Origin of the sequence: Brevundimonas mediterranea (assembly GCF_014196125.1) — a bacterium.
GTDB classification, from domain to species: Bacteria; Pseudomonadota; Alphaproteobacteria; order Caulobacterales; family Caulobacteraceae; genus Brevundimonas; species Brevundimonas mediterranea.
Map to the genome: position 1 here is coordinate 889679 of NZ_JACIDA010000001.1, position 24591 is coordinate 914269.

General features: G+C 68.6%; 20 protein-coding genes. 4 read left to right on the forward strand and 16 right to left on the reverse strand.

What is annotated here, in order from left to right:
* Positions 1-182: 182 nt before the first annotated feature.
* The 3 genes from GGR11_RS04550 to GGR11_RS04560 all read left to right on the forward strand — a co-directional run bounded on the left by GGR11_RS04550 (position 183) and on the right by GGR11_RS04560 (position 4843).
* Positions 183-2390 carry a TonB-dependent receptor gene (locus GGR11_RS04550; RefSeq protein WP_183195592.1) on the forward strand — a complete coding sequence of 736 codons (2208 nt, stop codon included), beginning with the start codon at positions 183-185 and terminating at the stop codon, positions 2388-2390.
* 68 nt (positions 2391-2458) lie between these two features.
* On the forward strand, positions 2459-4045 hold the full coding sequence (locus tag GGR11_RS04555; RefSeq protein WP_183195593.1) for an alkaline phosphatase D family protein: 1587 nt from the start codon (positions 2459-2461) through the stop codon (positions 4043-4045).
* A 30-nt stretch (positions 4046-4075) separates the two neighbouring features.
* On the forward strand, positions 4076-4843 hold the full coding sequence (locus GGR11_RS04560) for an acid phosphatase (protein ID WP_183195594.1): 768 nt from the start codon (positions 4076-4078) through the stop codon (positions 4841-4843).
* A 7-nt stretch (positions 4844-4850) separates the two neighbouring features.
* Here GGR11_RS04560 and gspM read toward each other — a convergent pair whose 3' ends face one another.
* From gspM to GGR11_RS04635, 15 genes are all read right to left on the reverse strand, one after another.
* Positions 4851-5324, reverse strand: coding sequence for a type II secretion system protein GspM (gene gspM, locus GGR11_RS04565; RefSeq protein ID WP_183195595.1), 474 nt, complete (start codon positions 5322-5324; stop codon positions 4851-4853).
* Entirely contained in the window at positions 5321-6433 is a 1113-nt protein-coding gene (gene gspL / locus GGR11_RS04570; RefSeq protein ID WP_183195596.1) for a type II secretion system protein GspL, read from the reverse strand. The genes gspM and gspL overlap by 4 nt, the downstream gene beginning before the upstream one ends.
* A complete protein-coding gene (gene gspK / locus GGR11_RS04575; RefSeq protein ID WP_183195597.1) occupies positions 6430-7416 on the reverse strand; it encodes a type II secretion system minor pseudopilin GspK in 987 nt (328 codons plus the stop codon). Before gspK ends, gspL begins: the two co-directional genes overlap by 4 nt.
* Positions 7413-8024 carry a type II secretion system minor pseudopilin GspJ gene (gspJ, locus tag GGR11_RS04580; RefSeq protein WP_183195598.1) on the reverse strand — a complete coding sequence of 204 codons (612 nt, stop codon included), beginning with the start codon at positions 8022-8024 and terminating at the stop codon, positions 7413-7415. The genes gspK and gspJ overlap by 4 nt, the downstream gene beginning before the upstream one ends.
* Positions 8021-8428 carry a type II secretion system minor pseudopilin GspI gene (gene gspI, locus GGR11_RS04585; protein WP_183195599.1) on the reverse strand — a complete coding sequence of 136 codons (408 nt, stop codon included), beginning with the start codon at positions 8426-8428 and terminating at the stop codon, positions 8021-8023. Before gspI ends, gspJ begins: the two co-directional genes overlap by 4 nt.
* Positions 8421-8885 carry a GspH/FimT family pseudopilin gene (locus GGR11_RS04590; protein ID WP_183195600.1) on the reverse strand — a complete coding sequence of 155 codons (465 nt, stop codon included), beginning with the start codon at positions 8883-8885 and terminating at the stop codon, positions 8421-8423. Before GGR11_RS04590 ends, gspI begins: the two co-directional genes overlap by 8 nt.
* Positions 8854-9303 (reverse strand): type II secretion system major pseudopilin GspG, encoded by a 450-nt coding sequence (gspG, locus tag GGR11_RS04595; protein ID WP_183195601.1) that lies wholly within the window; start codon positions 9301-9303, stop codon positions 8854-8856. The genes GGR11_RS04590 and gspG overlap by 32 nt, the downstream gene beginning before the upstream one ends.
* Positions 9304-9316: 13 nt before the next feature.
* Positions 9317-10537 carry a type II secretion system inner membrane protein GspF gene (gene gspF, locus GGR11_RS04600; protein ID WP_183195602.1) on the reverse strand — a complete coding sequence of 407 codons (1221 nt, stop codon included), beginning with the start codon at positions 10535-10537 and terminating at the stop codon, positions 9317-9319.
* Entirely contained in the window at positions 10537-12033 is a 1497-nt protein-coding gene (gene gspE, locus GGR11_RS04605; protein WP_183195603.1) for a type II secretion system ATPase GspE, read from the reverse strand. The genes gspF and gspE overlap by 1 nt, the downstream gene beginning before the upstream one ends.
* Positions 12034-12037: 4 nt before the next feature.
* On the reverse strand, positions 12038-14197 hold the full coding sequence (gene gspD / locus GGR11_RS04610) for a type II secretion system secretin GspD (RefSeq protein ID WP_183195604.1): 2160 nt from the start codon (positions 14195-14197) through the stop codon (positions 12038-12040).
* The gene (locus GGR11_RS04615; protein WP_183195605.1) at positions 14194-14991 is read right to left on the reverse strand and encodes a type II secretion system protein N; all 798 of its coding nucleotides are present in this window, start codon (positions 14989-14991) and stop codon (positions 14194-14196) included. The genes gspD and GGR11_RS04615 overlap by 4 nt, the downstream gene beginning before the upstream one ends.
* A gap of 240 nt (positions 14992-15231) precedes the next feature.
* Positions 15232-17886 (reverse strand): TonB-dependent receptor domain-containing protein, encoded by a 2655-nt coding sequence (locus tag GGR11_RS04620; protein ID WP_183195606.1) that lies wholly within the window; start codon positions 17884-17886, stop codon positions 15232-15234.
* Between the two features lie 75 nt (positions 17887-17961).
* A complete protein-coding gene (locus GGR11_RS04625; RefSeq protein ID WP_183195607.1) occupies positions 17962-19488 on the reverse strand; it encodes a hypothetical protein in 1527 nt (508 codons plus the stop codon).
* Between the two features lie 270 nt (positions 19489-19758).
* Complete coding sequence (locus GGR11_RS04630) at positions 19759-20274, reverse strand: hypothetical protein (protein WP_183195608.1); 516 nt, start codon at positions 20272-20274, stop codon at positions 19759-19761.
* A complete protein-coding gene (locus GGR11_RS04635; RefSeq protein WP_183195609.1) occupies positions 20274-21239 on the reverse strand; it encodes a M28 family peptidase in 966 nt (321 codons plus the stop codon). Before GGR11_RS04635 ends, GGR11_RS04630 begins: the two co-directional genes overlap by 1 nt.
* Before the next feature lie 75 nt (positions 21240-21314).
* On the opposite strand from GGR11_RS04635, the gene ligA reads away from it, so the two are divergent.
* Positions 21315-23645: an NAD-dependent DNA ligase LigA gene (gene ligA / locus GGR11_RS04640; protein WP_183195610.1), complete on the forward strand. Its 2331-nt coding sequence runs from the start codon at positions 21315-21317 to the stop codon at positions 23643-23645.
* Here ligA and GGR11_RS04645 read toward each other — a convergent pair.
* Positions 23642-24583, reverse strand: coding sequence for a LytTR family DNA-binding domain-containing protein (locus GGR11_RS04645; protein WP_183195611.1), 942 nt, complete (start codon positions 24581-24583; stop codon positions 23642-23644). The two genes, ligA and GGR11_RS04645, sit on opposite strands and share 4 nt — an antisense overlap.
* Positions 24584-24591 lie beyond the last annotated feature (8 nt).

Here is a 24591-nt window from a genome sequence, read left to right on the forward strand (position 1 = left end):
ATGCCGAACCGTTGTCGAACAGTTGTTTTTCTGCGGGACGCCAGCGGCTCCAGCCTTCCTCCCCATCGCCAGGGGCCGCTCCCGTCAAATCGCCGAACCCAACAGCTGTTCGACAGCATCATCAACAGATCGGCCCGTGCGGCAGGGGGTGCCTGCGCGCGCCGCCCGCAATGGATCGTGCAATGCATCGTCTGCTCCTCGGCGTCTCGAGCGCCGCACTCGCCCTGGCCGCGGCCCTGCCCGCCGCCGCCCAATCTTCCTCGGCTCCGTCGGCGACGGTCGAGGACATCGTCGTCACCGCACAACGCCGGGCCCAGTCCAGCCAGGACGTCGGCCTCGCGCTGAGCGTCATCGGCGGCCAGGACCTGGACGAGAAGGGCGTTCAGGTCATCAACGACATCGAGAATGTCGTGCCCAATATGGAAGTGGACAGCCAGTTCGGCAGCGGCCAGCCCGCCTTCCGCATCCGCGGCATCGGCACCCGCGAATATTCCAGCAACAACGCCTCGACCGTCGGCGTCTACGTCGACGAAGTCGCCCACCCCTATACGATCACCACCCAGGGCGCGATGTTCGACATCGCCCGGCTGGAAGTGCTGCGGGGGCCCCAGGGCACCCTGTACGGCCGCAACACCACGGGCGGCGCCGTCAACATCATCACCAATGCCCCGACTGCGGATCGGCACGCCGGCGTCACGGCCGAATACGGCTCCTATGACCGTTACAAGGTCGAGGGCTTTGTCTCGGGTCAGATCGTTCCTGGCCTGTTGGGCCGCCTGGCCGCCGTCACCGAACAGGGCGGCGCCTGGCAGTATCACCGCACGACCGGCCAGAAACTGGGCGACGTCGACAAGACCGCCGTGCGCGGCCGCCTGACCTGGGACGCGTCGGAAGACGTCACGGTCGATCTGGCCGCCACCTATTCCATCGACAAGTCCGACGGCCTGGGCTTCCGCCTGCGCAGCGACTATCCGGTCTTCGACGGCAGCGTGACCTATCCGGCCGACACCGCCCGCCGGATCACCGGCTGGAAGATCTCCGAGGCTTTGGCCGGCGTTTCCGGCCGCAGCCTGGACGCCAAGCCGGGCCGCGACAACGACGGTCTGGACCTCAGCGCCCGCGTCCGCGCCGACCTGGGCTGGGCCACGCTGAACACCATCACCGCCTACCAGACCTTCAGCCGTTCGGAATACAACGACTGGGACGGCACGCCGGCGGCGGAGTCGGACGTCTATTTCTACAACGACATCAAAGCGTTCTCGCAGGAAGCCCGCCTGTCGAACCAGGCTGGACGTCTGAACTGGATGGTCGGCGCCCACTATGCCGATGAGAGCATCGACGGCGGCTTCTACACCGAGTTCCGCGGCGCCAACCGCAACCTGATCAACACGCCTTACGACCAGTCGGTCGAGGCCATCGGCGTCTTCACCCACAACAGCTTCGCCCTGACGGATCGCCTCAGCCTGATCGCGGGCCTGCGTTACGAGAACGAAGACCGCAGCCTGACCACGACCGGCACGCGTCGCCTGAACGTCGCGGTCGGACCGGAAAAGACCTACGATATCTCGCTGTCGGAATGGACCGGGCGCTTCGGCCTGGAATACGATCTGGCCGAAAACGCCCTACTCTACGCCAGCGTCGCGCGGGGGGTGAAGTCGGGCGGCTTCACCACCTACAATGGCCAGTCGCAGACCCCCTTCAAGCCCGAAATCGTCATCGCCTACGAGACGGGGATCAAGTCGGACCTGTTCGACAAGACCCTGCGCGTCAATGGCGCGGTCTTCTTCTACGACTACGAGAACCAGCAGATTCAGGGCACCGAATACAGCCGGGAAACCGGCCAGTTGGGCAAGATCACCAATGTGCCCAAGTCCGAAATCTACGGCGGCGAAATCGAACTGACCTGGACGCCCTTCGCCGGCCTCACGATCAGCCAGAACTACGGCTACAAGGAAGGCGAATACAGCGAGTATTTCGCCATCGACGCCACGGCGACCAACGCCGCCAATCCGGCGAACGGACCGTGGGACGTGATCATCTCGAACGACCGTTCGGGCGAACCGCTGCAGTTCCCGAAGTTCAACTACGGCGGCTCCATCGCCTATGACTGGTCGATGGCCGGTTTCGCCCTGCGGGCCGAGACCAACTACAATCAGCGCGACGGCATCTACAACGCCTCTTCGGCTTCGGTTCTGCCTGGCTACTGGCTGTGGAACGCCAATCTGAGCGCAGGTCCGGAGAACGCCAACTGGCGCGTCGGTCTGTGGGCGCGCAACCTGTTCAACACCGAATACGAAGAGACCCGCAACAACTTCAACGGCGGCGCTCGTCCGACCAGTTCGCCGAACCAGGGCCGCACCGTCGGCGTCCGTCTGACGATGGACTTCTAAGACCAGGACAGGGCGGATCGGCTTCAGGCCGGTCCGCCCGATCCGTTGCTCCCGTTGGAAAGCCCCCCATGCTGCTGAAGCCCACCCTTCCGATGAACCGCCGCCTTCTGCTGGGCGGCCTGGTCGCCGCGCCCCTGGTGCTGCGGTTCGGGCAGGCTCAGGCCCAGGCGGGCGGGGCCTATCTGTTCCCGCTGGGCGTCGCCAGCGGCGATCCGGCCCCCGATGGTTTCGTCCTGTGGACGCGGCTGGCGGTCGATCCGGTGGCGCCGGACGGCCTGGGCGGCATGGGCGGCCCGGTCGCCGTGCGTTGGGACGTGGCGGCGGACGAGGCCTTCAACCGCATCGTCGCCTCGGGCGAGGCCGTGGCGGATCGCACCGACGCCCACAGCCTGCATATCGAGGTCGAAGGTCTGCGCCCCGACCGCCCCTATTGGTACAGATTCACCGCCCAGGGTCAGCAGAGCCCCGTCGGCCGCACCCGCACCGCACCCGCCCCGAACGCCGACATCGACCGCCTGCGTCTGGCCGTCGCCTCCTGCTCGAACTGGGAGTCGGGCTATTTCAGCGCCTATGGCCATATGGCCGACGAAGCGCCGGACCTGACCCTGTTCCTGGGCGACTATATCTACGAATACACCCGCACGGGCGCCCAGGCGGCCAATGTGGTGCGGCCCTACGGACTGGAAGAGGCGACGACCCTGGCGGGTTATCGCAACCGGTACGCCCTGCACCGGACGGACGCGGACCTGCAACGGCTGCACGCCGTCGCCCCCTGTCTGGCGGTGTGGGACGACCACGAGATTCAGGACGACTATTCCGGCGTCTGGTCCAAGACGCCCGGCGTCATGCCCAATGATTTCCTGCTGCGGCGCGCCGCCGGTTACAAGGCCTTCTACGAGGCCATGCCCATTCGCCGCACGCGGCTGGACGCCCGGCTGCAGATGCCGATCTATCGCGGCGTCCGCTATGGCCGGCTGGCCCAGTTCTTCATGCTGGACGGCCGACAGTACCGCTCGAAACAGGCCTGCAGCGACGGCCCCAACGGCGGCAAGGGCCAGGTGGTCACCGACGCCGCCTGCCCCGACCGGCTGGACCCGGCCCGCACCTTCCTGGGCTTCGAACAGGAACGCTGGCTGTACGACGGCCTGGCCCGATCGCAGGCGCGCTGGAACATCTTGGGCCAGGATCTGGTGATGGCGGGGCTGAGGTTCGGAAACGGCGACGCCGAGACCCGCTACTGGACCGACACCTGGGACGGCTATCCCGTCGCCCGCGACCGGATGACCGACGCCCTGGCGACGCTGAAGCCCCGCAATCCGGTGGTGCTGAGCGGCGACTACCACTCGTTCTGGACCAATGACGTCAAGCGGGTCAGCGCCGATCCGTCATCGGCGACGGTGGCGACCGAATTCGTCGGCACCTCGATCTCGTCGTCCGGCCCGCCCTATGACGCCCTGATGGCGAACATGCCGAACAACCCGCAGATCAAATTCTTCGACAGCCGGGTGCGGGGCTATATGTCCATCGACATGGACCGCGACCGGATGAACACCCGTTATCGCGCCATCTCGGACGTGCGCGATCCCCATGCGGCGGTCTCGACCCTGAACAGCTGGGTGGTCGAGGACGGCCGTCCCGGCGCCGTCGCCGCCTGATTTCCCCACAGTCTGATAAGCGTAGTCTAAATGCCCCTTCTTTCCTCGGCCGGTCGCGGCCTGGCGGTCCTGTGTCTGGCCCTGAGCGGTTGCGCCGCGACCCCGGCCACGGCGCCGGTGTTCTGGACCGGTTTCCAGGATCATCCCCACGGCTATCTGTCCGCAGATGCTGCGCCCAACGCCGCCCGCTTCCTGCCGCCGCCGCCCGCCGCCGGCTCCCTGCGTGAACAGGCCGATATCGAGACCTATCGCTCGACCCGCGCTCTGGAGGGCAGCGCGCGCTGGGCCATGGCTCAGGCGGACAATGAGATCGAGACCCCCTCGGCCCCGCGCGTCTTCGCCCCGGCCCTGGGCATGACCTTCGACCCCGAGCGCCTGCCGACCCTGACCCGCCTGCTGGGCCGGATGCTGGGCGACCTCGAAACCGTCCAGACCCCGGCCAAGAAGGGCGTCCGCCGCCCCCGGCCCTTCGTCGCCGAACCGGCGGCCACCTGTATCGCGCCCCAGCCCTGGCTGACGGCCAGCGGCTCCTATCCGTCGGGCCACGCCGCCCTGGGCTGGGCCTGGGCCCTGGTCCTGTCTGAAATGGCGCCGGACAAGGCTGACGAGATCCTGGCGCGCGGCCTGGCCTATGGCGACAGCCGGGTCATCTGCGGCGTCCACTACCCCAGCGACGTCGAGGCCGGCCGGATCGTCGGCGCCGCCCTGGTGGCCAGCCTGAAGGCCGACCCTGACTTCCAGGCCGATTTCATCCAGGCCCAGCGCGAACTCCAGACCCTGCGCGCCGCCCGGCCCTGATCCGGCTTCAGGTCGAGGGCGCCAGCGCGCCCTCGACGCTGATCGTCGCATCGGCGTTTTCGACGACGTTCAGCGTCGTGGCCTCGACCTTGCGGTCATGCAGGGCCGCCAGCCAGCCGAAGGCCGCCGTGCTGGAGACATTGGTCAGGCTGAAGCCCAGGCCGCCGTCCGGCGACATGCCCATGACCGGCGTCACCCCAGTGATCGAACCGACCTCTGCGACCACCGCCGCGACATCGACGTCGCTGCTGGCGGCGTCGGTCCGCACCATACGACCCGTCGCCGTCTGAACCAGGGCCAGATCGGCCTCGGCTACAGCCCGCGCCTCGGCCGCATCGGCCCGCCAGGTCCAGGCCGGACGAACGATCAGCAGCCAGACCAGAACGGCGGCGATCGCCAGGCCCATCACCGTCAGCATCCGCTGCTCGCGCAGGGTGCGGCCATCCCACCAGGCGGCGGCTTGAGACATCAGGCCGTTCATGCGGCGCCTCCCACGATGACTTCACTGACCACCCGCCCGCCGTCCTCGACGGTCGAGGCGTCGGACATGGACAGGCCCGAGGCGGCCAGGGCGGTCCTCAAGGTCTCCAGATCCGAAAAGGCCGGATAGCTGACGGTCGCGCGCACCCCCTGGCCGGGATCGGCGCTCAGACTGTCCAGTTCCGCGCCCTCGACCTGTTCCACAGCGGCGAACAGGGCGGCGCTGACCGAGGCCAGGCCGCCCGGCGGCGGGGCCACGGCGATCTGGCGACGCGCCGCCTCCATCGGATCACTGGCGCGGGCGGCGTCGGGCAGGGTTTCGCTGATCAGGGCCAGGGTCCGGCGTTCGGCCCGGTCGGCGGCGACCTGATCGCGCGCCCCGGCGGCCAGGGTCAGGATCAGGGGCGACACCACCAGAGCCGCCGCCAGCCCAGCCGCCAGCCGCCAGCCGCCCGCCCGAACCTCGCGTTTGCGCTCCAGGCCCGACAACAGATCGACGGCGGGCCCCGCCGCTGCGGCCGCCAGCAGCCGCTCCAGCGTCTCGGGATCGTCGACGCGGATCAACGGGCGCCCGCCCGCCACCGCCTCGACCAGATCGGACTGGACCGTGGCCGCGAAATCCATGCCGCGCAGCCCCATGTCGGCGCCGAAGACGGCGGCGCTGAGCGCGTCGTCCGCCGGCGCCGGCAGGATCAGACAGTCGGGCACAACGGCGGCCGGCGTCACGCCCAGGGCGGCCAGATAGTCGATCCACGCCTCCAGCAGACCCGCGCCCACGGCGGCGACCAGACGCGGCCCCTCGCCGACGACCGGCCCCAGGGCCACGACCGTGCGCTCGGGATCGCCGGCCAGATCGTCCTTCAAGGCCCAACGCGCCGCCGCCCGCACTTGGGCCGCACCGCCGACCGGCAGGTCCAGCCAGCGCACCAGGACATCGGCGCCCGGGGCGACGGCCACCGTTCGCAGATCGGGGCGGACATCGGGCGTGGCGGCCGAGTCTTCCAGCAACAGGGAGCCGCGCTGCAGCACCCGTCCCCCGGCGTCGAACGTCAGGAAGGGCGCCGGCATCGAGGCCGCCGGGGGGATGATGACGATACGGGTCTGGCTCATTCTTCAGGGGTCCAGCGGCGAATGACAGTGCGCACGGCGCCGTCCGGCGCGGCGTACAGGAGAGCAGTGCGGACGGCGTGGGCGCCGCCGTAATCGATATCGACCCGAAGATCGAAATAGCGCGTCGACAGCGAGACTTGCCCGCTTGTCTCCTCATCAGGCGTGAAGCCCTTGAGCGCCGGCTGCGCCCAAAAGGCGTCGACGCTGGACCAGCCCAGAACCGGCCGCGCGGCGATGGCGGCGCGCGCGCCCTGCAGCCCCACTTCACCTTCGGTCAGCATGACCAGCAGGGGCGCCTCGGCCGGGGTCAGGGTGTTGATGTTCAGCGTCGTCCGGGTGGTCGCCGGCAGGGCGCAGACATAGGGGCGCAGCCGCCGATACAGGTCGTCGTCCATATTGGCGACCGCCCGCATCTCGCTGACGTCCGCCAGGATGACGCCGCCGGTGCGATACGGCGTGGACAGGCCGGCGTAACGGGCATCCTCGGCCCCGCCGGGCGAAGCCTCGGCGTCATTGTCCATCCAGTCGGTCAGGGCGGCGGCCGCGGCCGCCATTCGGGCGCGCGACAGGCCCAGGGCGACGCCCAGGGCGACGAACTGGGTCGTGGCTTCGGGGCGGGGAAACAGGTCCTCGTTCTGGCCGAACACCAGGCTGTTCAGGTTGAAACAGGCCTGGCCGTCCGTGATCACGGCGCGGATCGTCCCCTCCTCCACCGGAAACTCCAGCACTCGGCCGTTCCAGCGCGGCTCCAGCGGGGTGCGCACGGGATCGACCTTCATCAGGTCGGCGATCTGGCGCCGCGCCAGGCCTTCGGCGCCGGCGGCGTACCATTGGGCCTGGGCCTGGGTTTCAGCGTTGGTGGTGCGGCGCACCGAGAAGCGCACGTCGTCCAGAATGGCGACCGCCACGACCGCCATCACCGCCACCAGCAGCAACACCGTCAGCAGGGCCATGCCCTCGCGCGATCCCCGCAGCCGTCTCATGCGGCGGCGACCAGGAACAGCTGATCCAGGCGGCCGAAACCGTCCAGGGTCATGACGATCCGAACCGCGTCCGGCAACGGCCGGTCGCTGGTCGAGATGAAGGCCGGCGCCTCGGACCCGTTCTGGATGAAGGTGACGGTCGCATCCTTGACGCCGCGGTACAACACCTGGGGCGGCCCCGCGCGGGCGCCGTCCAGATAGGGAGAGACGCGCCGCTCCAGCCGCCCCTCGACCACCCGGTATTCGACCCTTTGCAGCGACGGGCGCGGCGCCGCGTCCGGATTGGACCACCCGTTGCGTACCAGGACCAGAATAGGGTCGCTGGGCGTCTCCTGCCCCATCAGCGCGCGCGGCAGGGGCCGGCCGGTCGGGCCGCGCGTGCGACGCGGCGCCGCCTGGGCCAGATCGGCCTTCAGCAGGGCGCGCGTCCGCTGCAGATCGCCGGTGCGGTCGGTCTCGGCGCGAATGGCGAACCGGGTGTCGATGGTCTGACTCAGCACCAGGGCGCCGGCCCCGGCCAACAGGGCGAAGATGGCCAGCGAGACCAGGACCTCGACCAGGGTGAACCCCGCCCGCTCAGCCCGTGACTTCGTGCGTGGCGCCCTCATGCCCCGGCCGCCCGGAACAGGACGCGGTCCGCCACCTGGCCCTCGTCAGTGAAGACCCGCACGTCGATCCGGCCCATGCCGGCGACTTCCGTCCCGGTGACGACGCGACGCCAGCGCCAGACGCGGCCGGCCATCCGGGTTTCGCCGCTGACTTCGCCGACCGGCAGGCTGGGCGCGATCATGGCCTCGGCTGCAACATTCTCGGCTACCAGACCGCCCAGGGTGCGCGCCTCGACGCGCACGGCGGAACGGGTGCTCTCGCCCGAAAGGTTCAACAGGGCCATGGCCGCCAGGGCGAACACCGCCAGGGCCACCAGCATTTCGATCAGCGTAAACCCGGAACGGGCGTGGCGAGCCCTGCCGCTCGCCGGGCGGCGGCGCCAAGCCGGGGCGAAATCAACCATGGATCGACACCTCGCCCGCGCCATCGACCGTGACGGTGCGGGACTGATTGTCGCGGGTCAGGCGGACACGGGCAGGGTCGGCCACGCCGGTGGGATCGAAGACGATGCGCACAGGGTCCGCCGGCGCGGCGACGCCCTCGCCCCAGGTGCGGGCGATGAAGACGCCGTTCAGCGGCGTCCAGACGGCGCCGTCGAAACTGGAAAAACCGTAGCCGGCCGTGTCCACATCCGCCGCCACCGGCCGATTGGTCAGGATCGCCTCCTCGCGGGCGCGCGACAGCCGGGCGGCGAACTGCTCCGCCTCCAGGCCCACGGCGGGTCGAGGGTCAGGCAAGGACAGGGCCACCGCCCCCGCCGCCAATCCGATGACGGCCAACGTGACCATCAGCTCGACAAGGGTGAAGCCCGAACGGCGACGCCGAAGGCTAGCCCTGCCAGTTGCCGAGGTCCGCGTCATTGCCCTCGCCCCCTTCCTTGCCGTCCGCCCCCAGGGAGAAGACGTCGAACTGCTGGCCGTGCGCGCTCTGGCGACGATAGCGGTAGGGGTTGCCCCACGGATCTTCGGGCAGGCGACGGACATAGCCGCCCTGACGATAGCGTTCCGGCTGGGCCAGGCCAGCGGGCGCGGCGACCAGGGCCTCAAGCCCCTGCTGGTCGGTGGGGAAGTTCAGATTGTCGAGGCGATAGGTCTCGATCGCCTGCTCCAGAACCGAGATGTCCGCCTTGGCCTTGCCGACCATGGCCCGGTCCTGACTGGGCAGGACATTCAGGGCGACGACCGTCGCCAGCAGGCCGATGATGACGATGACCACCATCAACTCGACCAGGGTGAACCCCTGACGTTTCTTACGCTTGTTCTGATTTTCTGGCGTCATCGCTAAACTCTCCTCACCCCATCGCCAGGGTGTTGATCTGAAGTATGGGCAGCAGGATCGACAGGACGATCATCGCCACCACCCCGCCCATGACCACGATGATGGCCGGCTCCAGCAGGCTCAGCATCACGGCGGTGAAGGTCGAGAACTCGCGTTCCAGATAGTCGGCGGCGCGTTCCAGCATGGGCTCCAGCCGTCCGCTGCTCTCGCCCGAGGCGGTCATATAGACCAGCAGAGGCGGGAAGACGTCGGCGCGACGCATGGCTGCGGACAGGCCACCTCCCTCGCGCACCGCCTCGCCCATGGATTCCGTCGCCCGGCGCAGGGCCATGTTGGACACAGTGCGGGCGGTGATGGTCAAACCCTCCAGCACCGGCAGGCCGGCGGCGATCATGGTGGACAGGGTGCGCGCCATCTTGGCCCCATGCAGATCCCGCGTCAGACGGCCGATCACCGGCAGTTTCAGCATCGTCTGGTCAATCCGCAGCCGGATCGCCGGCTTGCGCCGCGCGAACACGCCGCCGACGACCAGAGCCGCCAGCAGCAGCAGGAACAGCCAGCCCCAGTTTCGCATCAGATCCGACACCCCGATCACCAGCCGCGTCAGCAGCGGCAGGGTCTGGTTCATGCTCTCGAACTGATCGACCACCTTGGGCACGACGAAGGTCATCAGAATGGCGATCACGCCCAGGGCCACCACGGCCAAGACGCTGGGATAGACCACGGCGGTGATCACCTTGCCGCGGACCTGCTGGTCCCGCTCCAGCCCGTCGGCCAGGCGTTCCAAGATCGGCTGCAAGGCGCCCGACTGTTCTCCCGCCGAGACCATGGCCCGGTACAGGGGCGGAAAGGCCTGGCCCTGAAGCGCCATGGCGTCCGACAGACGCCGCCCTTCCATCACCCCGGCATGGACGCCTTCCAGAACCCGCCGCACGACCGGCCGGTCGGCCTGAAGCGCCAGGGTGCGCAGGGCCTCTTCGATGGGCGCGACCGAGATCAGGGTGGCCAGTTGGCGGGTGGTCAGGGCCAGGGTCTTGGCGTTCAGCCGGTCGCTGCGGACCGAACCCCAACCGCCCCGTTCGGACCGCGCCGCCATCCGGGCCGGCGTCAGCTCCAGCGGCATCAGCCGGCGCTTGGTCAGCCAGCCGCGCGCCGCCGCCTCGTCCGAAGCGGTGACGGCGCCGGACACCGTCCGCCCCGCCGCATCGACGGCCACATAGTCGAAGGCCGCCATCAGGCCGCCTCCGCCGGATCAGACGCGGTCTCCTGGCGGGCGACGCGCACCGCCTCCTCGACCGAGGTCACGCCGTCCAGCACCAGGGCGCGCGCGCGTTCCGTCAGGGTTCCGCCCCCGGCGAAGGCGGCCGCGACTAGGGCGTCCTCGTCCGCCTCGGCCGCGATCAGGCGGCGCACGCGGTCGTCAATCTTCAGCACCTCGTACAGGCCGACCCGGCCGACGTAGCCGGTATTGCCGCAATGGGCGCAGCCGTGCGGACGCCAGACCTGCACCCCGGCCTTGGCGCCGACCAGTTTCGCCGTCTTCTTGTCGGCGATCTCTGGCGTGCGGCAGTGGTCGCACAGCCGGCGCACCAGCCGCTGGGCCACGATCAGCCTCAGGGTCGAGGCCAGCAGGAAGGGCTCCACCCCCATGTCGCGCAGTCGCGTCACCGCCCCCGCCGCGTCGTTGGTGTGGACGGTGGACAGGACCAGGTGGCCGGTCAGGGCGGCCTGGACCGCAACCCCCGCCGTCTCCACGTCACGGATTTCGCCCACCATGACCACGTCCGGGTCCTGGCGCAGGATGGCGCGCAGACCCGCCGCAAAGGTCATACCGACCTTGGTGTTGACCTGGGTCTGGCCGACGCCGTCGATGGCGTATTCGACCGGGTCCTCAACCGTCAGGATATTGCGCGTCTGGTCGTTCAGCAGAGCCAGGCCGGCGTACAGGCTGGTGGTCTTGCCGGATCCGGTCGGCCCGGTGACCAGGATGATCCCGTTCGGTTCGGCCAGGGCCGCGCGGAAGGCGACCAGGGCGTCGGGCGACATGCCCAGACGGTCCAGGCTGAGCCCTGCCTGATCCTTGTCCAGGATCCGCATCACCACCCGCTCCCCGCCGCGCGACGGCAGGGTCGAGACCCGCACGTCCAGCGTCTTGCCGCCCAGGGCCAGGGGGATGCGCCCGTCCTGCGGCACCCGCTTCTCGGCGATGTCGAGCCGCGCCATGACCTTGATCCGCGACACCAGCAGGGGCGCAATGCGCGGGTTCAGGCTCAGGGCCTCGCGCAACACCCCGTCGATCCGCATTCGCACCAGCAGCGCGCTCTCATAGGTCTCCAGGTGGATGTCGGACGCGCCCGTCCGCACCGCCTCGGCGATTATCCCGTTGATCAGCCGGATCACCGGCGCGTCGTCGGCCGTGTCCAGCAGATCGGCCGCCGCCGGGATGTCGTCGATCAGACTGTCCAGCCCCGCCGGCATGTCCAGATCGTCGCCGTCGGTCGCCGCCAGATGATCGCCGGCATAGACCTCGGACAGTTGGCGGTCGAAGGCCGCCTGGCTCAGGGTCTCGACCGCAAGGGGGCGACCCAGGACGCGCCGCGCCTCGATCAGGGCCTTGGGATCCGCCCCCTCACGCAGGCCTACCCGCGCCACCTCGCCGGCGTCCAGCAGCAGGACGCCGTGCCGTTTGGCGAATCCATAGGGCAGGCTGGGGCTGACCAGGGTGATCATGGGATCAGTTTCCGGTCGGCGGCAGGGGCGCGACCTCGACCGGGGCTACGGGCGCGGCCGCGCCCATGGTCGGGGCGATGACCATGGGTTCGCCGCTGGCCGGGGCGGCCGGCGCCTGGGTCCGCATATAGTCCCGCACCAGGGCGTCCAGGCTGGGCTCGCGATCCGGCTGCACCGCCTGCTGCTGATCGCGCATATAGCCCCAGCGGTCGGCGGCCAGCCCTTGAGCCTCCTCGCGGGTGCGGACGATGGTGGGACGCAGGAAGACCATCAGATTGGTCCGCCCGCGCTGACGGCTGTTCGAGCGGAACAGGGCGCCGACGCCCGGCAGGTCGCCCAGGCCGGGGATCTTGTCGGTCGAGATGATGTCGTTCTGGTCCAGCAGGCCGCCGGCGACCGCGATGTCGCCGTCATCGACCACCAGGGTCGTCTGCAGCTCGCGCTTGTCCAGCACCAGGTCTGTCGCGCCACGGGTCAGCCCGCCGTTGATCGCCGACACCTCCTGGCGCAGCGTCAGGGTGATGGAGCCGCCGGCGTTGATCTGCGGCTTGACCGTCAGCCGCACGCCGATGTCCTTGCGGTCGGTCGTGGTGAAGGGGTTGGAATTGCCGTCCAGCAGGGTTTGGCCGGTCGTGATCGGCACCTCCTGCCCGACCAGGAAGGTGGCCTCTTCGTTGTCCAGCGTCATGATCGACGGGGTCTGGAGCAGGTTGGAGCCCTCGTCCGTCTTGGCCGCATTGATGATGAAGCCGAACAGGCCGTCGCCGACCTCGCCCCCGGCGCCGCCGATAAAGCCGTTGGCGCCCACCAGACTGTTCAGGGCCAGAGTCTGCAGTTGTTCCCGCAGCGGGTCGTCCTTGTCCAGCTGCCCGGCATAGGCGCCGCCGGCGATTTTCGCCAGCGGAGCGGCGTTGGCGGTGTAGTTGGTCAGGCCGACGCCGTTCTCGCCGCCATACAGCCACTGGACGCCCAGTTCGCGCACCGCGTTGTCGCTCAGCTCGACCACGATGGCCTCGATCAGCACCTGCTGGCGGCGCACGTCCAGCCGCCGGATGACGTCGGCCAGGGTCCGCTGCATGTCGGCCGGGCCGGCGATGACCAGGGCGTTGGCGCCGGGGAAGCGGGCGATGGTGGCGCGCTGGCCGGTGGCGGTGACGGTGGACGAACCGATGGCGCCGCCCTCGGCATCGCCGCTCCCTAGACTCGCGGCGGTGCGCGACAGGCCGCTTGATCCGCCACTGGTCGATCCGGTCGGGGCGGTGCGCAAGCCCTGGCTCGCGCCCGTCGAGGCCGTGACCGGCTGGCCCACCACCTGCTGCAGCACCGGCAGAAGCTGCTCGGCGTTGGCGTGTTCCAGGAAGACGACGTTCACGTCCTGGCTGGCGCGCGACCGGCCGTCCAGATCGTGGATCAGGCCGCGCACGCGGGCCAGGGCCTGGCCGTCGCCGCGCAGGACTATGGAGTTCGAGCTTTCCACCGCCGTGACGGTGACCATCCCCTGCCCGCCGCCGCTCGGCGCCGCCATCACCTGCTGCAACACCCCGGCGATCTCGCGCGCCGAGGCGTTTTCCAGCGCCACGACCTCATAGCTGGACCGGTCCACGTCGATCCGGCCGATCAGGGAGCGGATACGGGCCAGATTGTCCGAAAAGTCGGCCACCACCACGCTGTTGGCGCCGGGATTGGCCAGGACCTGGCCCTGGGCCCCAACCAGCGGCCGGATGGTCTCGGCGGCCGAGGCCGCGTCGATGTTGCGCAGTTGGAAGACCTCGGTCGAGAACCGCTCGGCCCCGACCGTCGACGGCCCCTGAGCCGCGCCCTGGGCCGGACTGATCCGATAGGCGCCCGACTGGGTCGGGGTGACGACCAGGCCATTGGCCCGCAAGGTGGACAGGAAGACCTCGAACATCTGGGCGCGGCCCAGCGGGCGGTCGCTGGTCACCGTCACCGTCCCGGTCACAGCGGGATCGACGATGAAGGTGCGGCCGGTGGTGCGGGCCACGTCCTGGATGAAGGCGCGAATGTCGGCGCCCTGGACGTTCAGGGTCTGGCGCGCTTCCTGGGCCATGACGGGCGCGGCGGCCAGGGGGGCATGCAGGGCCAGGACGGCGGCGAGGGCGCCGACGCCGGAACGCTTCAGGCGATTGCGCAGAGAGGCGGTCATGGACGCGTCCTTATGGTGGTGGTGCGCGTCTCGCCCGCGCGCTCATATTGGATTTCGGCGGACGGGGCGCCGGCCAGCTGGCCGCGCAGGGCGCCGATGGCCTGGGGGCTGTTCAGCGCCACGCCATTGACGGACAGGATGACGTCGCCGGACTGAAGTCCCGCGCTGCGCAGCTCGGACGCATTGCCGGCTGACGAGACGGTGAAACCGTTGACGCCCAGACCCTGGATCCGGGGCCGCAGCGCGGCCTGGGCCATCAGCCTTTGAGGATCGACGACCGCGCCCTGAGACGAGGCGAGCGCGGCGGTCGGCGGGGCCACGACCTGGGGCGTCGACGGCGGCGGGGGCGGCGCAGCGGCCCCGGCAGGCGTGTCGGCGAACTCCAGACGGCTCAGGGACTGGCCGCGCGCCAGGGTGACGAAATCCGACCCGACAGACTGCAAGACCAGGCCGGGCTCGACCTCCTCGCCGACGCCGACGGACAGCTGTCGTCCGTCCGCAAGACCGATGATGGCCGATCCGCCGCCGACGCCGCCCGCGCGCACGCCGAACAGCCGCATCTGGCTGGCGTCCGCGCCCGAGGCGCCGGCCAGGGCGCCCTGCCCGCCCGTTCGGAAAAAGGCGTCGAACCGCGACAGAATGCTCATGTCCACCGGACCGGCAGTGGCGGCGGCGCCGCGCGGTTCGAGCTTCGGCTGAGGCCCTGCGAACAGCCAGACAAGCCGCCCCGTCTGAACCAGCAGCAGCAGGATCAGCACGACCTCGACGAGGCGACGCAGCGGCAGACGACGCATACGGTCGGTCACCGAAGAGACGTTAAAACTACGGATAGCCGCGATCACGACGCCATGCCTGTTCCGACCCCGACGGCCATCCCGCGATCTAGACTAATCGTCCGTATGCGGGCCGCACCGAAGTGTGAAGACGCGAAGAACATCTGGTGACAGATGCGATCCATACGGATCATTTAGGAACGAAAACGACCGGAAGGCCGAAGGCCTCCCGGTCGCTAACGCGTCATTTGTTTTTCACGATCAGAAGCGGGCGGTCAGGCTGACCGAGGCGCTCTGGCCCAGATCGTAGTTGTTGACCCGGATCTTGTTGCCCAGTTCCTGGTATTCGTCGAACTCGGTTCCCAGCAAGTTCCGCAGTTCCAGGGCGAAGCCCATGTCGCGGGCCATGACGGTGAAGTCCTTGCGATAGACAAAGTCCAGGAAGACGCCCGGCTCCTGGATGAAGTCCGGCTCGCGGCTCGAACCGGTGCCGGCGCCGCGGGCGGTGATGCGGTCGCTGACATAGTTGACGATGATGGTCGCCTGCGACCGAGCCGTGTCGTCTTCCCAACCCAGTTGCAGGTTGGCGACGTGGTCCGACTGGCCTTGCAGACGACTGCCGTCCTGGATGAAGAAGGACGCGTCCTCCGGCGTGCCCGCCCCACCCAGGGTCAGGACGGTGTCGCCGTCGCCCACCTTAACCTCGGAGTCCGAGTAGGTGTAGTTGGCCTGCACCAGCCAACGCTTGTTGGCGATGAAGGACATGGGCTGGTCGGGGAACTCGAAATACTTCTTCACCTCGACCTCGGCGCCCATGATGGTCGCCTTGGGGGCGTTCAGATACGACTGCTGGCGCTGGTTGCCCACATCGACGATGACGGACTCAACCGGCTTGTCCATATCCTTGTAGAAGACGCCTGCGGTGATGAACTGCTGGCGGGCGAAATACCATTCGTACCGCGCGTCCAGGTTCAGCAGCTCGGTGTCCACCAGATAGGGGTTGCCGATGAAGATGCGGTCGCTTTCCGGGTCCGTATAGGCCTGGGGCGCCAGTTCGCGGAACTGAGGGCGGCCGATCGTCTGCGAGACGCCGAAGCGCAGTTGCTGATCCTCGGCGAAGTTCCACGTCGCCGTCAGCGAGGGCAGCCAATACTGTTCCTCGATCTCCGTGGCTTCATAGGTCGAGGTTCCGCCGAACACGTCGCGCGGCGTGACGCTCTGCTGACCGTCCTCGAAGCGGACGCCGACCGTGGTGCGGACCAGCGGGATGATTTCCGCATCGACCATGGCGTAGGCGGCGTTGACCTGCAGTTCGGCGTCATAGGCGCTGGCGCCGTTGCTGCCGGCGATTTCACGCAGTTGCAGCGTCGTCGGATTGATATTGTAGTCCGAGAACAGATAGTCGATGCGCGACAGACGCTGGCTATCGGTCAGGCCGTTGACGGCTTCGAACTGCAGATCATGGCGGCTGGCTTCGCGGTTGTTGTCGAGGGTGGCGACGCCGGCGCTGATGACGGCTTCGCGCGCCGAGGACAGCGGCAGGGTGTAGGCCACGTCCACGCCGCCGGAGACGATATCGTCGTCCAGTTCGCTGAACGAGATCAGGTTGCCCTGAACGTTGTGAATGTAGTCGCCGTCCGCATTGACGCCGTACTGGAAGCGCGACTCATAGGGCGCGTCCCGCGACGTCTTGGCATAGGCCGCGCGCCAGTCGATCTCCAGCGCCCCGTCCATGAACTGATGTTCGCCGGCCAGCTGGCTGCTCCAGAGCTGGCGCACGAACCATTCGGTATAGTCGTTACGGATGACGCTGCCGCCGGCGTCGAAATCCGGCCCGGCGACCGAGCGGGCTTCCTTGGTCGTGTTGCGGACGTACAGGTTGGTCCACTTGACCTCGTGGTCGGCGTTCGACAGCGACAGGCCGCCGAGGAAGTTCAGGCGGACGTCGTTCTGGTTCGATTCCACGCCGTAGGTCGAAACCGGCACCAGGACTTCGCCCTGGAACTGGCCCTCTTCCTGGACGCCGCTACGGGCGCGCCAGCTGTTGTCGTAACCGGCGACGGCGATCAGGCCCAGGGCGCCGAAGCCCGTGTCCTGCGAGAAGCCGCCTGACAGTTCCACACCGCCGTCGATCGGCGTCTTTTCGCGTTGCAGCAGGCGCAGGGGCGCGTTGACCAGCGACTGCCCCATGGTCTGGAGCTGGTCGGCGGTGAAGTTGGCGCCGTTGATTTGCTTGCCCTGGTCGAAGGCGATGGCGATCGCGCCCGGCACTTCGCGGGTATCATCGTCAAAACCGGTGAAATCGGTGCGCGACCCGTAATAGATCAGGCCTTCCTTGCCGGTCGACTCAGTGTTGCCGGCCAGCGACAGCTTCATGTTGAAGAAGGGTTCGTTCGGAGCATCGACGGTATGCAGGTCGATCACGCCGCCGCCGAATTCGCCGGGGAAGTTGGGCGAATAGGTCTTCTGAACGGTGACGCCGTCCAGGATGCTGGAGGGGAACAGGTCCAGGGGCACGACCCGTTGCAGCGGCTCGGGGCTGGGCAGGGGCGAACCGTTCAACAAGGCCGACGAATAGCGCTCGCCCAGTCCACGGACATAGATGAAACGGCCTTCGACGATCGACAGGCCGGTGACGCGGGTCAGGGCGGCGGCGGCGTTGCTGTCGCCGGTGCGCTCCAGATCCTCGGACGTCAGGAAGGCCGCGACTTCCGAGCTTTCGCGGTTGGGTTCGGGAATATAACGACCGAGGACGACGATCTCGCCGACTTCGGTCGCCTGCTCCTCGACCTGTTCGGCCGGGGTCTGCGCGGTCGGGGAAGTCATCGGGGCTGTCTGGGCGAACGCCAGGCCGGGCGCGATCAGCGCACTGGTGGCGAGAAGGACCCCGCTCAGGGTCAGAGTAAGTCTATTCATGGTCTGCGCCTTGAAGGGGTCAGGAAACGCGAAGAACCGGCGGCGACCTCATGGTCGCCGCCGGAACTGTCATCGTCAGCAGGTCGAGCCGGAGGTCAGGCCGCAGGTCCAACCCTGCCACCAGGTGTCCTGAGCGTTCCGGACCGCGCCGATGTAGGTCACGCTGTCGAAGAAGCCGTAGACGGTCTTCGGATCGACCGCCGTCACGGCGTTTTCATTGGCTCCGTTGATGAAGGCCAGGTTCTGGTTGGCGATCGTCGTGCCCGAAGCCGGAGCGGTCAGGGTCGAGGTTCCCAGCGCTGTGACATTGGTGTTGCGGGCGTTGGTGAACACCGCCGTCGAGCGGGCGACGTTGGCCGGGCGATACGAGATCGAGCAGGACATGAAGATCGAGCGCAGCGAAGGCGTCGAGCCGCCGTCGAAGCTGGTTTGCGTGTCGGCGTCGGCGATGTCGAAGCAGCCGGCGACCGAGCCCGCCGTCGAAGTGGCGACGATATTGATCAGGTTCGGGTTGGTGCCGGTGTCGAAGTGCATGACCGTGTGGGCGTCGGTCGGGGCGTTACGGCCCACCAAGGTCCAGTTGGCGATCTTCGGCTGCGACAGATAACGCGAGGCGTAAGGCGTCGAGGTCGGGGCGGACGAGAACTCGAAGCCGGCCGAACGGCTGGTGGAGTTCGGCGCACGTTGGGTCACGATGCCGAACTGGGCGCCGCCGCGCCAGCCGGTGTCGGTGTCCAGACCGTCGTCGTCGGCGCCGTTGATGACGATATGCTTCAGGTTGGCGTTGCCGCCGAAGATCTCGATACCGTCGTCCGAGCTGTTGTACGACTGGATGTACTCCAGGGTCGTGCCCGAGCCGACGCCGGCCAGGGTCAGGGCCTGAAGCTCATTGCCCGTGGCGATTTCAAAGCCGGAATACTTGATCTGGATATAACGCAGACGGCCGGAGTTGTCGGCCGGCGTGTTGCCGCCGTAGAAGGCGTTGGTGCCCTCGACCTGACCGGTGCAGGTGACCGAGGGGGTCAGCTGGCAGTTGGCCTGGGGCGCGCGACCCGCAATCACGATGCCGCCCCACTGACCTTGCGAGCTTGCGGTCGCAGTGCCTTCAATGTCCTGGCGGCTGGTGAAGATGATCGGGTTGGTCGCAGTGCCCTCGGCGAAGATCTGCGAACCGCGGTTGACCAGCAGATAGTCGCTGCCGTTGAAGGCGAAGACCTTCACGCCCGGATCGATCGTCAGGATGCCCTGTGCGCCCGTCGTCGAGGCCGGATCAATGCCGCGGTCGGCGCCGACTTCGGTGCGGCCGCTGATCGCGTAGATGGTGCCGGCGCGAACCGACAGGGTCAGGTTGCCCAGAACCTGAGCGGGCAGCTGGCAGACGCGCAGAGTGCCGTTGGCGATGGTGCCGACATTGGTCAGACCGGTGGGGCAGTCGGCGGCGGGGGTGCCGGGCGTCGGCGTGGTCGGCGTGGTCGGCGTGCCGCCGCCGCCGTTGCCGAAATCGCCCTCGCCGGGAGAGGCCACCTCGGCGGAGCCGCAGGCGGCGAGCGCGAGGGCGCTGGCCGCCGTCACGAGAAGGGTCTTGAGCTGAAGGCCGGTCATCGTCAGTCCACCGTGTCTGGTCAAAGAGCTATGACAGGGGACGACCGAGCTCATGCCCGGCCGCGATGACGTGATCGTCCCTCCTGCCCGGCTCCAGTCATTAGGGATGCTGTGTGACGGCGCATGCGCTTCGGCATGAAGGTTCGGCGGAGGTTTTGCGGAGAAATAGAATCTGTTTTACGAAGATTGATCTGTCTTCCGATCAATACGTCACATCGAGCAAATCCTGTGTCGGAGGTTGCAGAGGCGCAGACGCCGCGCTTCGCCCGATCAGTCGCCGTTCCACCACCCCAAGCTGAAGGGGATCCTGCGGCCCTTCGCCGTCATGGCGCCGGTGATCACCGGGGTGCGGTCGCCAAGATTGCGGCGTGCGGTGGCCAGTGCGCCCGGATCGATGCGGGCGTCCAGAACGAGTTGTCGCCCATCAGGCATGAGGCCGACGAAATGCAGGCGCTCGTCGGTCAGGTCATAGGCGCGCGGCGGGATCTGCACCGCGCCGTCCGGCCCCGACAGCGTCAGGATCAAGGGTGCGCCACCCCTCTGCGCCGCTTCCCACGCCTCCAGGGCCGCGGCCTGGCCGATGAACAGGCTTTCGACCCGCCAGCCCTGGGTCGGTTCGGACACCGGCCGATAGTCGCCCGAGATGTCGCCTTCGAGCCTGTGCCGGAAGGACGCCGGGGCGGCGGGCGCCGTCGCCGGGGCCGTGGACGCCGGGCCGGTCTCGCGCCGCTCACAAGCCGCAAGCGCCGCCAGACAGACCAGGGCTGGAACCAGAAGACGCCGCATCACCGATCCAGCGACCGGTCCAGGGCGTGGAAGCCAGCGATGGCCAGTTCGGTCGCCGCAGCGAAGACCTCAGGCCTGATCCGCTCGAAGTCATCGGTCGGGCGGTGATAATCGGGGTGATAGTCGATGCCCATATAGAGGAAGGGCACGCCCTTGTCGTGGAAGGCGCCCTGGTCCGACGCCGAGACCCAGTTGTTCTCCCCCTCGTCCTGCGGCGTGTCCTTGCCGAAGGCGAAACTGACCGGGCCGACCGCCGACAGGGGCTCCAGGATCGGGCGCAGGTTCGGGTGCTGGTATGTGCCCGTGACCCACAGATGCCCGTCGGTCTCGGCCCGCGCCGTCATGTCGAAGTTCAGGTTAAGGGCGATGGACGACAGGGGCACGGGCGGCGCCTTGACGAACTCGCGCGCGCCCAGCAGCCCCCGCTCCTCCCCGTCAAAGGCGACCAGCAGCACGCTGTGCTCCGGCGCCTGGGCCTTCAGCCGTTTGGCCAGTTCCAGCATAGTCGCCACGCCCGAGGCGTTGTCGTCGGCGCCATTGTAGATCTGGCCGTCGTGCATCCCGACGTGGTCATAGTGGGCGCTGACCACGATATAGCGGTCGCCCACACGGGTTCCGGGGATCAGGCCCAGCACATTGACCCCGCGATAGGTGACCGGGCCCTGCGGCGAAGGCCCCGTCCCTTCGAACGGCTGCAGCCGCCCGAAGGGCGCGGGCGCGACGCCCAGCGCCTCGAGCCGCGCGACGACATAGGCCCGCGCCCGCTCCCCGCCCGGCGTTCCGGTTCCCCGTCCCTCCATGTCATCCGCCGACAGGATCCGCACATCGTCCAGCAGCTGGCCGTATTCGGCGGCGGGCACAGACACAGGCCCGGGCGGCGGGGGGCTGATCGGCTCGACGCATCCGCTCAGGGCCAGGGCGGCGCATCCGCCGAGCAGAAGGAATCGGACGGCGGCAGGCGGCATGGACGACTCCGTGAATAACGATTCAGCCTAGCGTGCGGATCGTCCGGCGTCAGCCCGTGGTAATGAGACCACGACATGTCCAGCGCGATTCCCCCCTTCCCGCCCGTCGAAGACCTGACCGCCGAAACCGCGGCCGAGGAACTGGCCTGGCTGGCCGCCGAAATGGCCCGCCACGACGCCCTCTATAATGAGGCGACGCCCGAGATCTCCGACGCCGACTACGACGCCCTGCGCGCCCGCAATCTGGCGATCGAGACCGCCTTCCCCGACCTGGTCCGCCCGGACTCCCCATCGCACAAGGTCGGCGCCGCCGCCTCCAGCCAGTTCGCCGAGGTCCGCCACGGCGTGCCCATGCTGTCCCTGGACAACGCCTTCGACGAGGGCGAGGTGCGCGACTTCGTCGCCCGCATCGCCCGCTTCCTGAAACTGCCCGCCGACGAACCCATCGCCTTCGTCGCCGAGCCCAAGATCGACGGCCTATCCGCCAACCTCCTCTATGTCGACGGCCGCCTGACCATCGGCGCCACACGCGGCGACGGCCGCTCCGGCGAGGACGTCACCGCCAATCTGAACACCATCGCCGATGTGAAACAGACTTTAGCTGGCGACGACTGGCCCGACCGGATCGAGATCCGGGGCGAGGTCTACGCCCCCAACGACGCCTTCGCCGCCTTCAACGCCGCCGCGGAAGCCGAGGGCCGCCGCACCTACGCCAACCCCCGCAACTTCGCCGCCGGCTCCCTGCGTCAGAAGGACGCCCGGATCACGGGCAAACGCCCGCTGAACTTCTTCGCCTACGCCTGGGGCGAACACTCCAGCGACTTCGCCGAGACCCAGTGGGAGGCCCTGCAAAAGCTCAAGGCCTGGGGCTTCCCCGTCAACGCCCGCTCGCGCCGGGTCGAGGGCGCCGAGGGCCTGATCGAAGTCTATCGCGAACTGGAACGCGACCGCGCGACCCTGGGCTATGACATCGACGGCGTGGTCTACAAGGTGGACCGCCTCGACTGGCAGCGCCGGCTGGGCTTCGTCGCCCGCAGCCCCCGCTGGGCCATCGCCCACAAATTCCCGGCGCAACAGGCGACCACGGTGCTGGAAGACATAGACATCCAGGTCGGCCGCACCGGCTCCCTGACCCCTGTCGCCCGGCTCCACCCCGTCACCGTCGGCGGCGTGGTGGTCCGCAACGCCACCCTGCACAACGAAGACGAGATCGAACGTCTCGACGTCCGCATCGGCGACACGGTGCGCCTGCAACGCGCCGGCGACGTCATCCCCCAGATCCTGGGCGTGGTGCCCGAGCTACGTCCCGCCGACGCCGTCCCCTATGTCTTCCCCGACAAATGCCCGGTCTGCGGCTCCGAGGCCGTGCGCGAGGGCGACGAGGTCAAGCGCCGCTGCACCGGCGGCCTGATCTGCGACGCCCAGATCGTCGAACGGCTGAAACATTTTGTCGGCCGCCGCGCCTTCGACATCGAGGGCCTGGGCGAGAAACAGCTGGTCGCCTTCAATGCGCGCGGCTGGATCAAGGAGCCGGCCGACATTTTCCGGCTGGCGCGCGACGAGGCGCGCCTGAAGGAACTGGAACGCGACGACGGTTATGGCGAAACCAGCATCCGCAACCTGGTCGCCGGCATCGACGCCCGCCGCGTCATCTCGCTGGACCGGTTCCTGTTCGGCCTGGGCATACGCGACATCGGCGAACAGACCTCCATCGTCCTGGCCCGCGCGTTCGAAACCTGGCCCGCGCTGAAGGCCGCCTGTCTCCAGGCCGCCTCGGGCGTGCCGTCCGACGCCTGGACCGCCCTGGCCGCCGCCCACGCCATATCGCCGCGCGTCCTGACCCTGATGGCCGAGGCGGCGCCCCCCGCCGCCGATCCCTGGCCCGAGGCGACGATGGACATGAAGATCAGCCAGGCCTTCCCCGGCATGGCCGCCCCCGCTCGCCGTTCGCTGGCGACGATGACGGACGACTGGTCCGGTCTGGTCGAACTGGCCCGCGTGGCGCGCGAGGAAGGCCCGTCCGAAATCCTGAACCAGATCGCCGGCGTCACCGGCGTCGGCCCCGTCGCCGCCCTGGCCCTGGCCCACTTCTTCCACGAGCCGCACAATCTTCAGGTCGTCGCCGCGCTGGAGGCCGAGCTGACCCAGATCCTCGACGCCGAACGGCCCAAGTCCGACACCCCGGTCGCGGGCAAGACCGTCGTCTTCACCGGCGCCTTGGAACGCTTCACCCGCGACGAGGCCAAGGCCCGCGCCGAAAGCCTGGGCGCAAAGGTCTCGGGCTCCGTCTCCAAAAAGACCGACTACCTTGTCGCGGGCCCCGGCGCCGGGTCCAAGCTGAAGGACGCCGAGAAACACGGGGTTCAGGTGCTGACCGAGGACGAGTGGCTGGCCTTGATCGGCTAACCCCGCAGCGTCGCCAGGGCGGCGGGATAGCGGCGTGACAGGGGCGCGTTGACCGCCCCCAGTTCCACGGTCCAGTCGCCGGAGCCATCGGGTTGCAGGCCGGTGACGCGCTCTGCATTGACCAGCCACGAGCGATGGACGCGCACAAAGCCGAACCGCGACAGTTCGGCCTCCACCGCCGCCAGGGTCGCGCGCATCAGCGGACGTCGCCCGTCCGCCAGCAGGAACTCGACATAGTTCCCCGCCGAACAGACGGCCAGGATATCGCCCAGAGGCGCGCGGATGATGCGGGCCCCGTCACGAATGTCGAAACTAACTGGCCGCACCGGTTCATCGCGCCGCCGCCGCAGATAGGCGGTCAGCAGGAAGCCCCCGACCAGCAGGACATAGGTCACCAGGTCCTTGCGCAGCTCATAGCCGAACCGGTCGCCGAACTGATAAGCGCCCGCCCCCATGACGGCGTGGCCCAGCTTCCTCAACGCCACGAAGCCGCTGACGTGCAGGGCCGAAAAGGTCAGAAGCGCCATCAGATGGATCACGGCGAACCGCGCCTTGGGCCGCCATCCCTCGCCGGCCGCCTCGTCCGGCGGCGCCAGACTGGCGGCCAGCCAGGGGATCCAGATCGCCGCCATCAGGGTGAGGGTGCTCGACACTTCCCAGACCATGGGCTTCCAGGCGGCCACATCCGGATTGTCCGCCTGAGCGGTCAGGATGTTGACCGGCGTGTTGATCAGCGAAAAGGCCAGGACCGCCACGGCGCACCGCAACAGGTCGCGACCGTTCAGGCGTCGCGCGATGGCCGACCACCCGCTCGTCACGACACGCGCGCCGTTCGTCCCGACGCCCCAGGCGCCGTCCCCGCCAAGCGACCGCACGGCCCCGGACGATTGCCGACCCGCCCGTCGTTCCGCGACGACGGGGCCTGCATCATTCGCCATGGAGTTCT

Excerpts from the sequence above, each read along its gene's own strand:
- GGR11_RS04550 (WP_183195592.1), top strand. The coding sequence starts at position 183 with ATGCATCGTCTGCTCCTCGGCGTCTCGAGCGCCGCACTCGCCCTGGCC.
- GGR11_RS04555 (WP_183195593.1), top strand. The coding sequence starts at position 2,459 with ATGCTGCTGAAGCCCACCCTTCCGATGAACCGCCGCCTTCTGCTGGGC.
- GGR11_RS04560 (WP_183195594.1), top strand. The coding sequence starts at position 4,076 with ATGCCCCTTCTTTCCTCGGCCGGTCGCGGCCTGGCGGTCCTGTGTCTG.
- gspM (WP_183195595.1), bottom strand. The coding sequence starts at position 5,324 with ATGAACGGCCTGATGTCTCAAGCCGCCGCCTGGTGGGATGGCCGCACC.
- gspL (WP_183195596.1), bottom strand. The coding sequence starts at position 6,433 with ATGAGCCAGACCCGTATCGTCATCATCCCCCCGGCGGCCTCGATGCCG.
- gspK (WP_183195597.1), bottom strand. The coding sequence starts at position 7,416 with ATGAGACGGCTGCGGGGATCGCGCGAGGGCATGGCCCTGCTGACGGTG.
- gspJ (WP_183195598.1), bottom strand. The coding sequence starts at position 8,024 with ATGAGGGCGCCACGCACGAAGTCACGGGCTGAGCGGGCGGGGTTCACC.
- gspI (WP_183195599.1), bottom strand. The coding sequence starts at position 8,428 with ATGGTTGATTTCGCCCCGGCTTGGCGCCGCCGCCCGGCGAGCGGCAGG.
- GGR11_RS04590 (WP_183195600.1), bottom strand. The coding sequence starts at position 8,885 with ATGACGCGGACCTCGGCAACTGGCAGGGCTAGCCTTCGGCGTCGCCGT.
- gspG (WP_183195601.1), bottom strand. The coding sequence starts at position 9,303 with ATGACGCCAGAAAATCAGAACAAGCGTAAGAAACGTCAGGGGTTCACC.
- gspF (WP_183195602.1), bottom strand. The coding sequence starts at position 10,537 with ATGGCGGCCTTCGACTATGTGGCCGTCGATGCGGCGGGGCGGACGGTG.
- gspE (WP_183195603.1), bottom strand. The coding sequence starts at position 12,033 with ATGATCACCCTGGTCAGCCCCAGCCTGCCCTATGGATTCGCCAAACGG.
- gspD (WP_183195604.1), bottom strand. The coding sequence starts at position 14,197 with ATGACCGCCTCTCTGCGCAATCGCCTGAAGCGTTCCGGCGTCGGCGCC.
- GGR11_RS04615 (WP_183195605.1), bottom strand. The coding sequence starts at position 14,991 with ATGCGTCGTCTGCCGCTGCGTCGCCTCGTCGAGGTCGTGCTGATCCTG.
- GGR11_RS04620 (WP_183195606.1), bottom strand. The coding sequence starts at position 17,886 with ATGAATAGACTTACTCTGACCCTGAGCGGGGTCCTTCTCGCCACCAGT.
- GGR11_RS04625 (WP_183195607.1), bottom strand. The coding sequence starts at position 19,488 with ATGACCGGCCTTCAGCTCAAGACCCTTCTCGTGACGGCGGCCAGCGCC.
- GGR11_RS04630 (WP_183195608.1), bottom strand. The coding sequence starts at position 20,274 with ATGCGGCGTCTTCTGGTTCCAGCCCTGGTCTGTCTGGCGGCGCTTGCG.
- GGR11_RS04635 (WP_183195609.1), bottom strand. The coding sequence starts at position 21,239 with ATGCCGCCTGCCGCCGTCCGATTCCTTCTGCTCGGCGGATGCGCCGCC.
- ligA (WP_183195610.1), top strand. The coding sequence starts at position 21,315 with ATGTCCAGCGCGATTCCCCCCTTCCCGCCCGTCGAAGACCTGACCGCC.
- GGR11_RS04645 (WP_183195611.1), bottom strand. The coding sequence starts at position 24,583 with ATGGCGAATGATGCAGGCCCCGTCGTCGCGGAACGACGGGCGGGTCGG.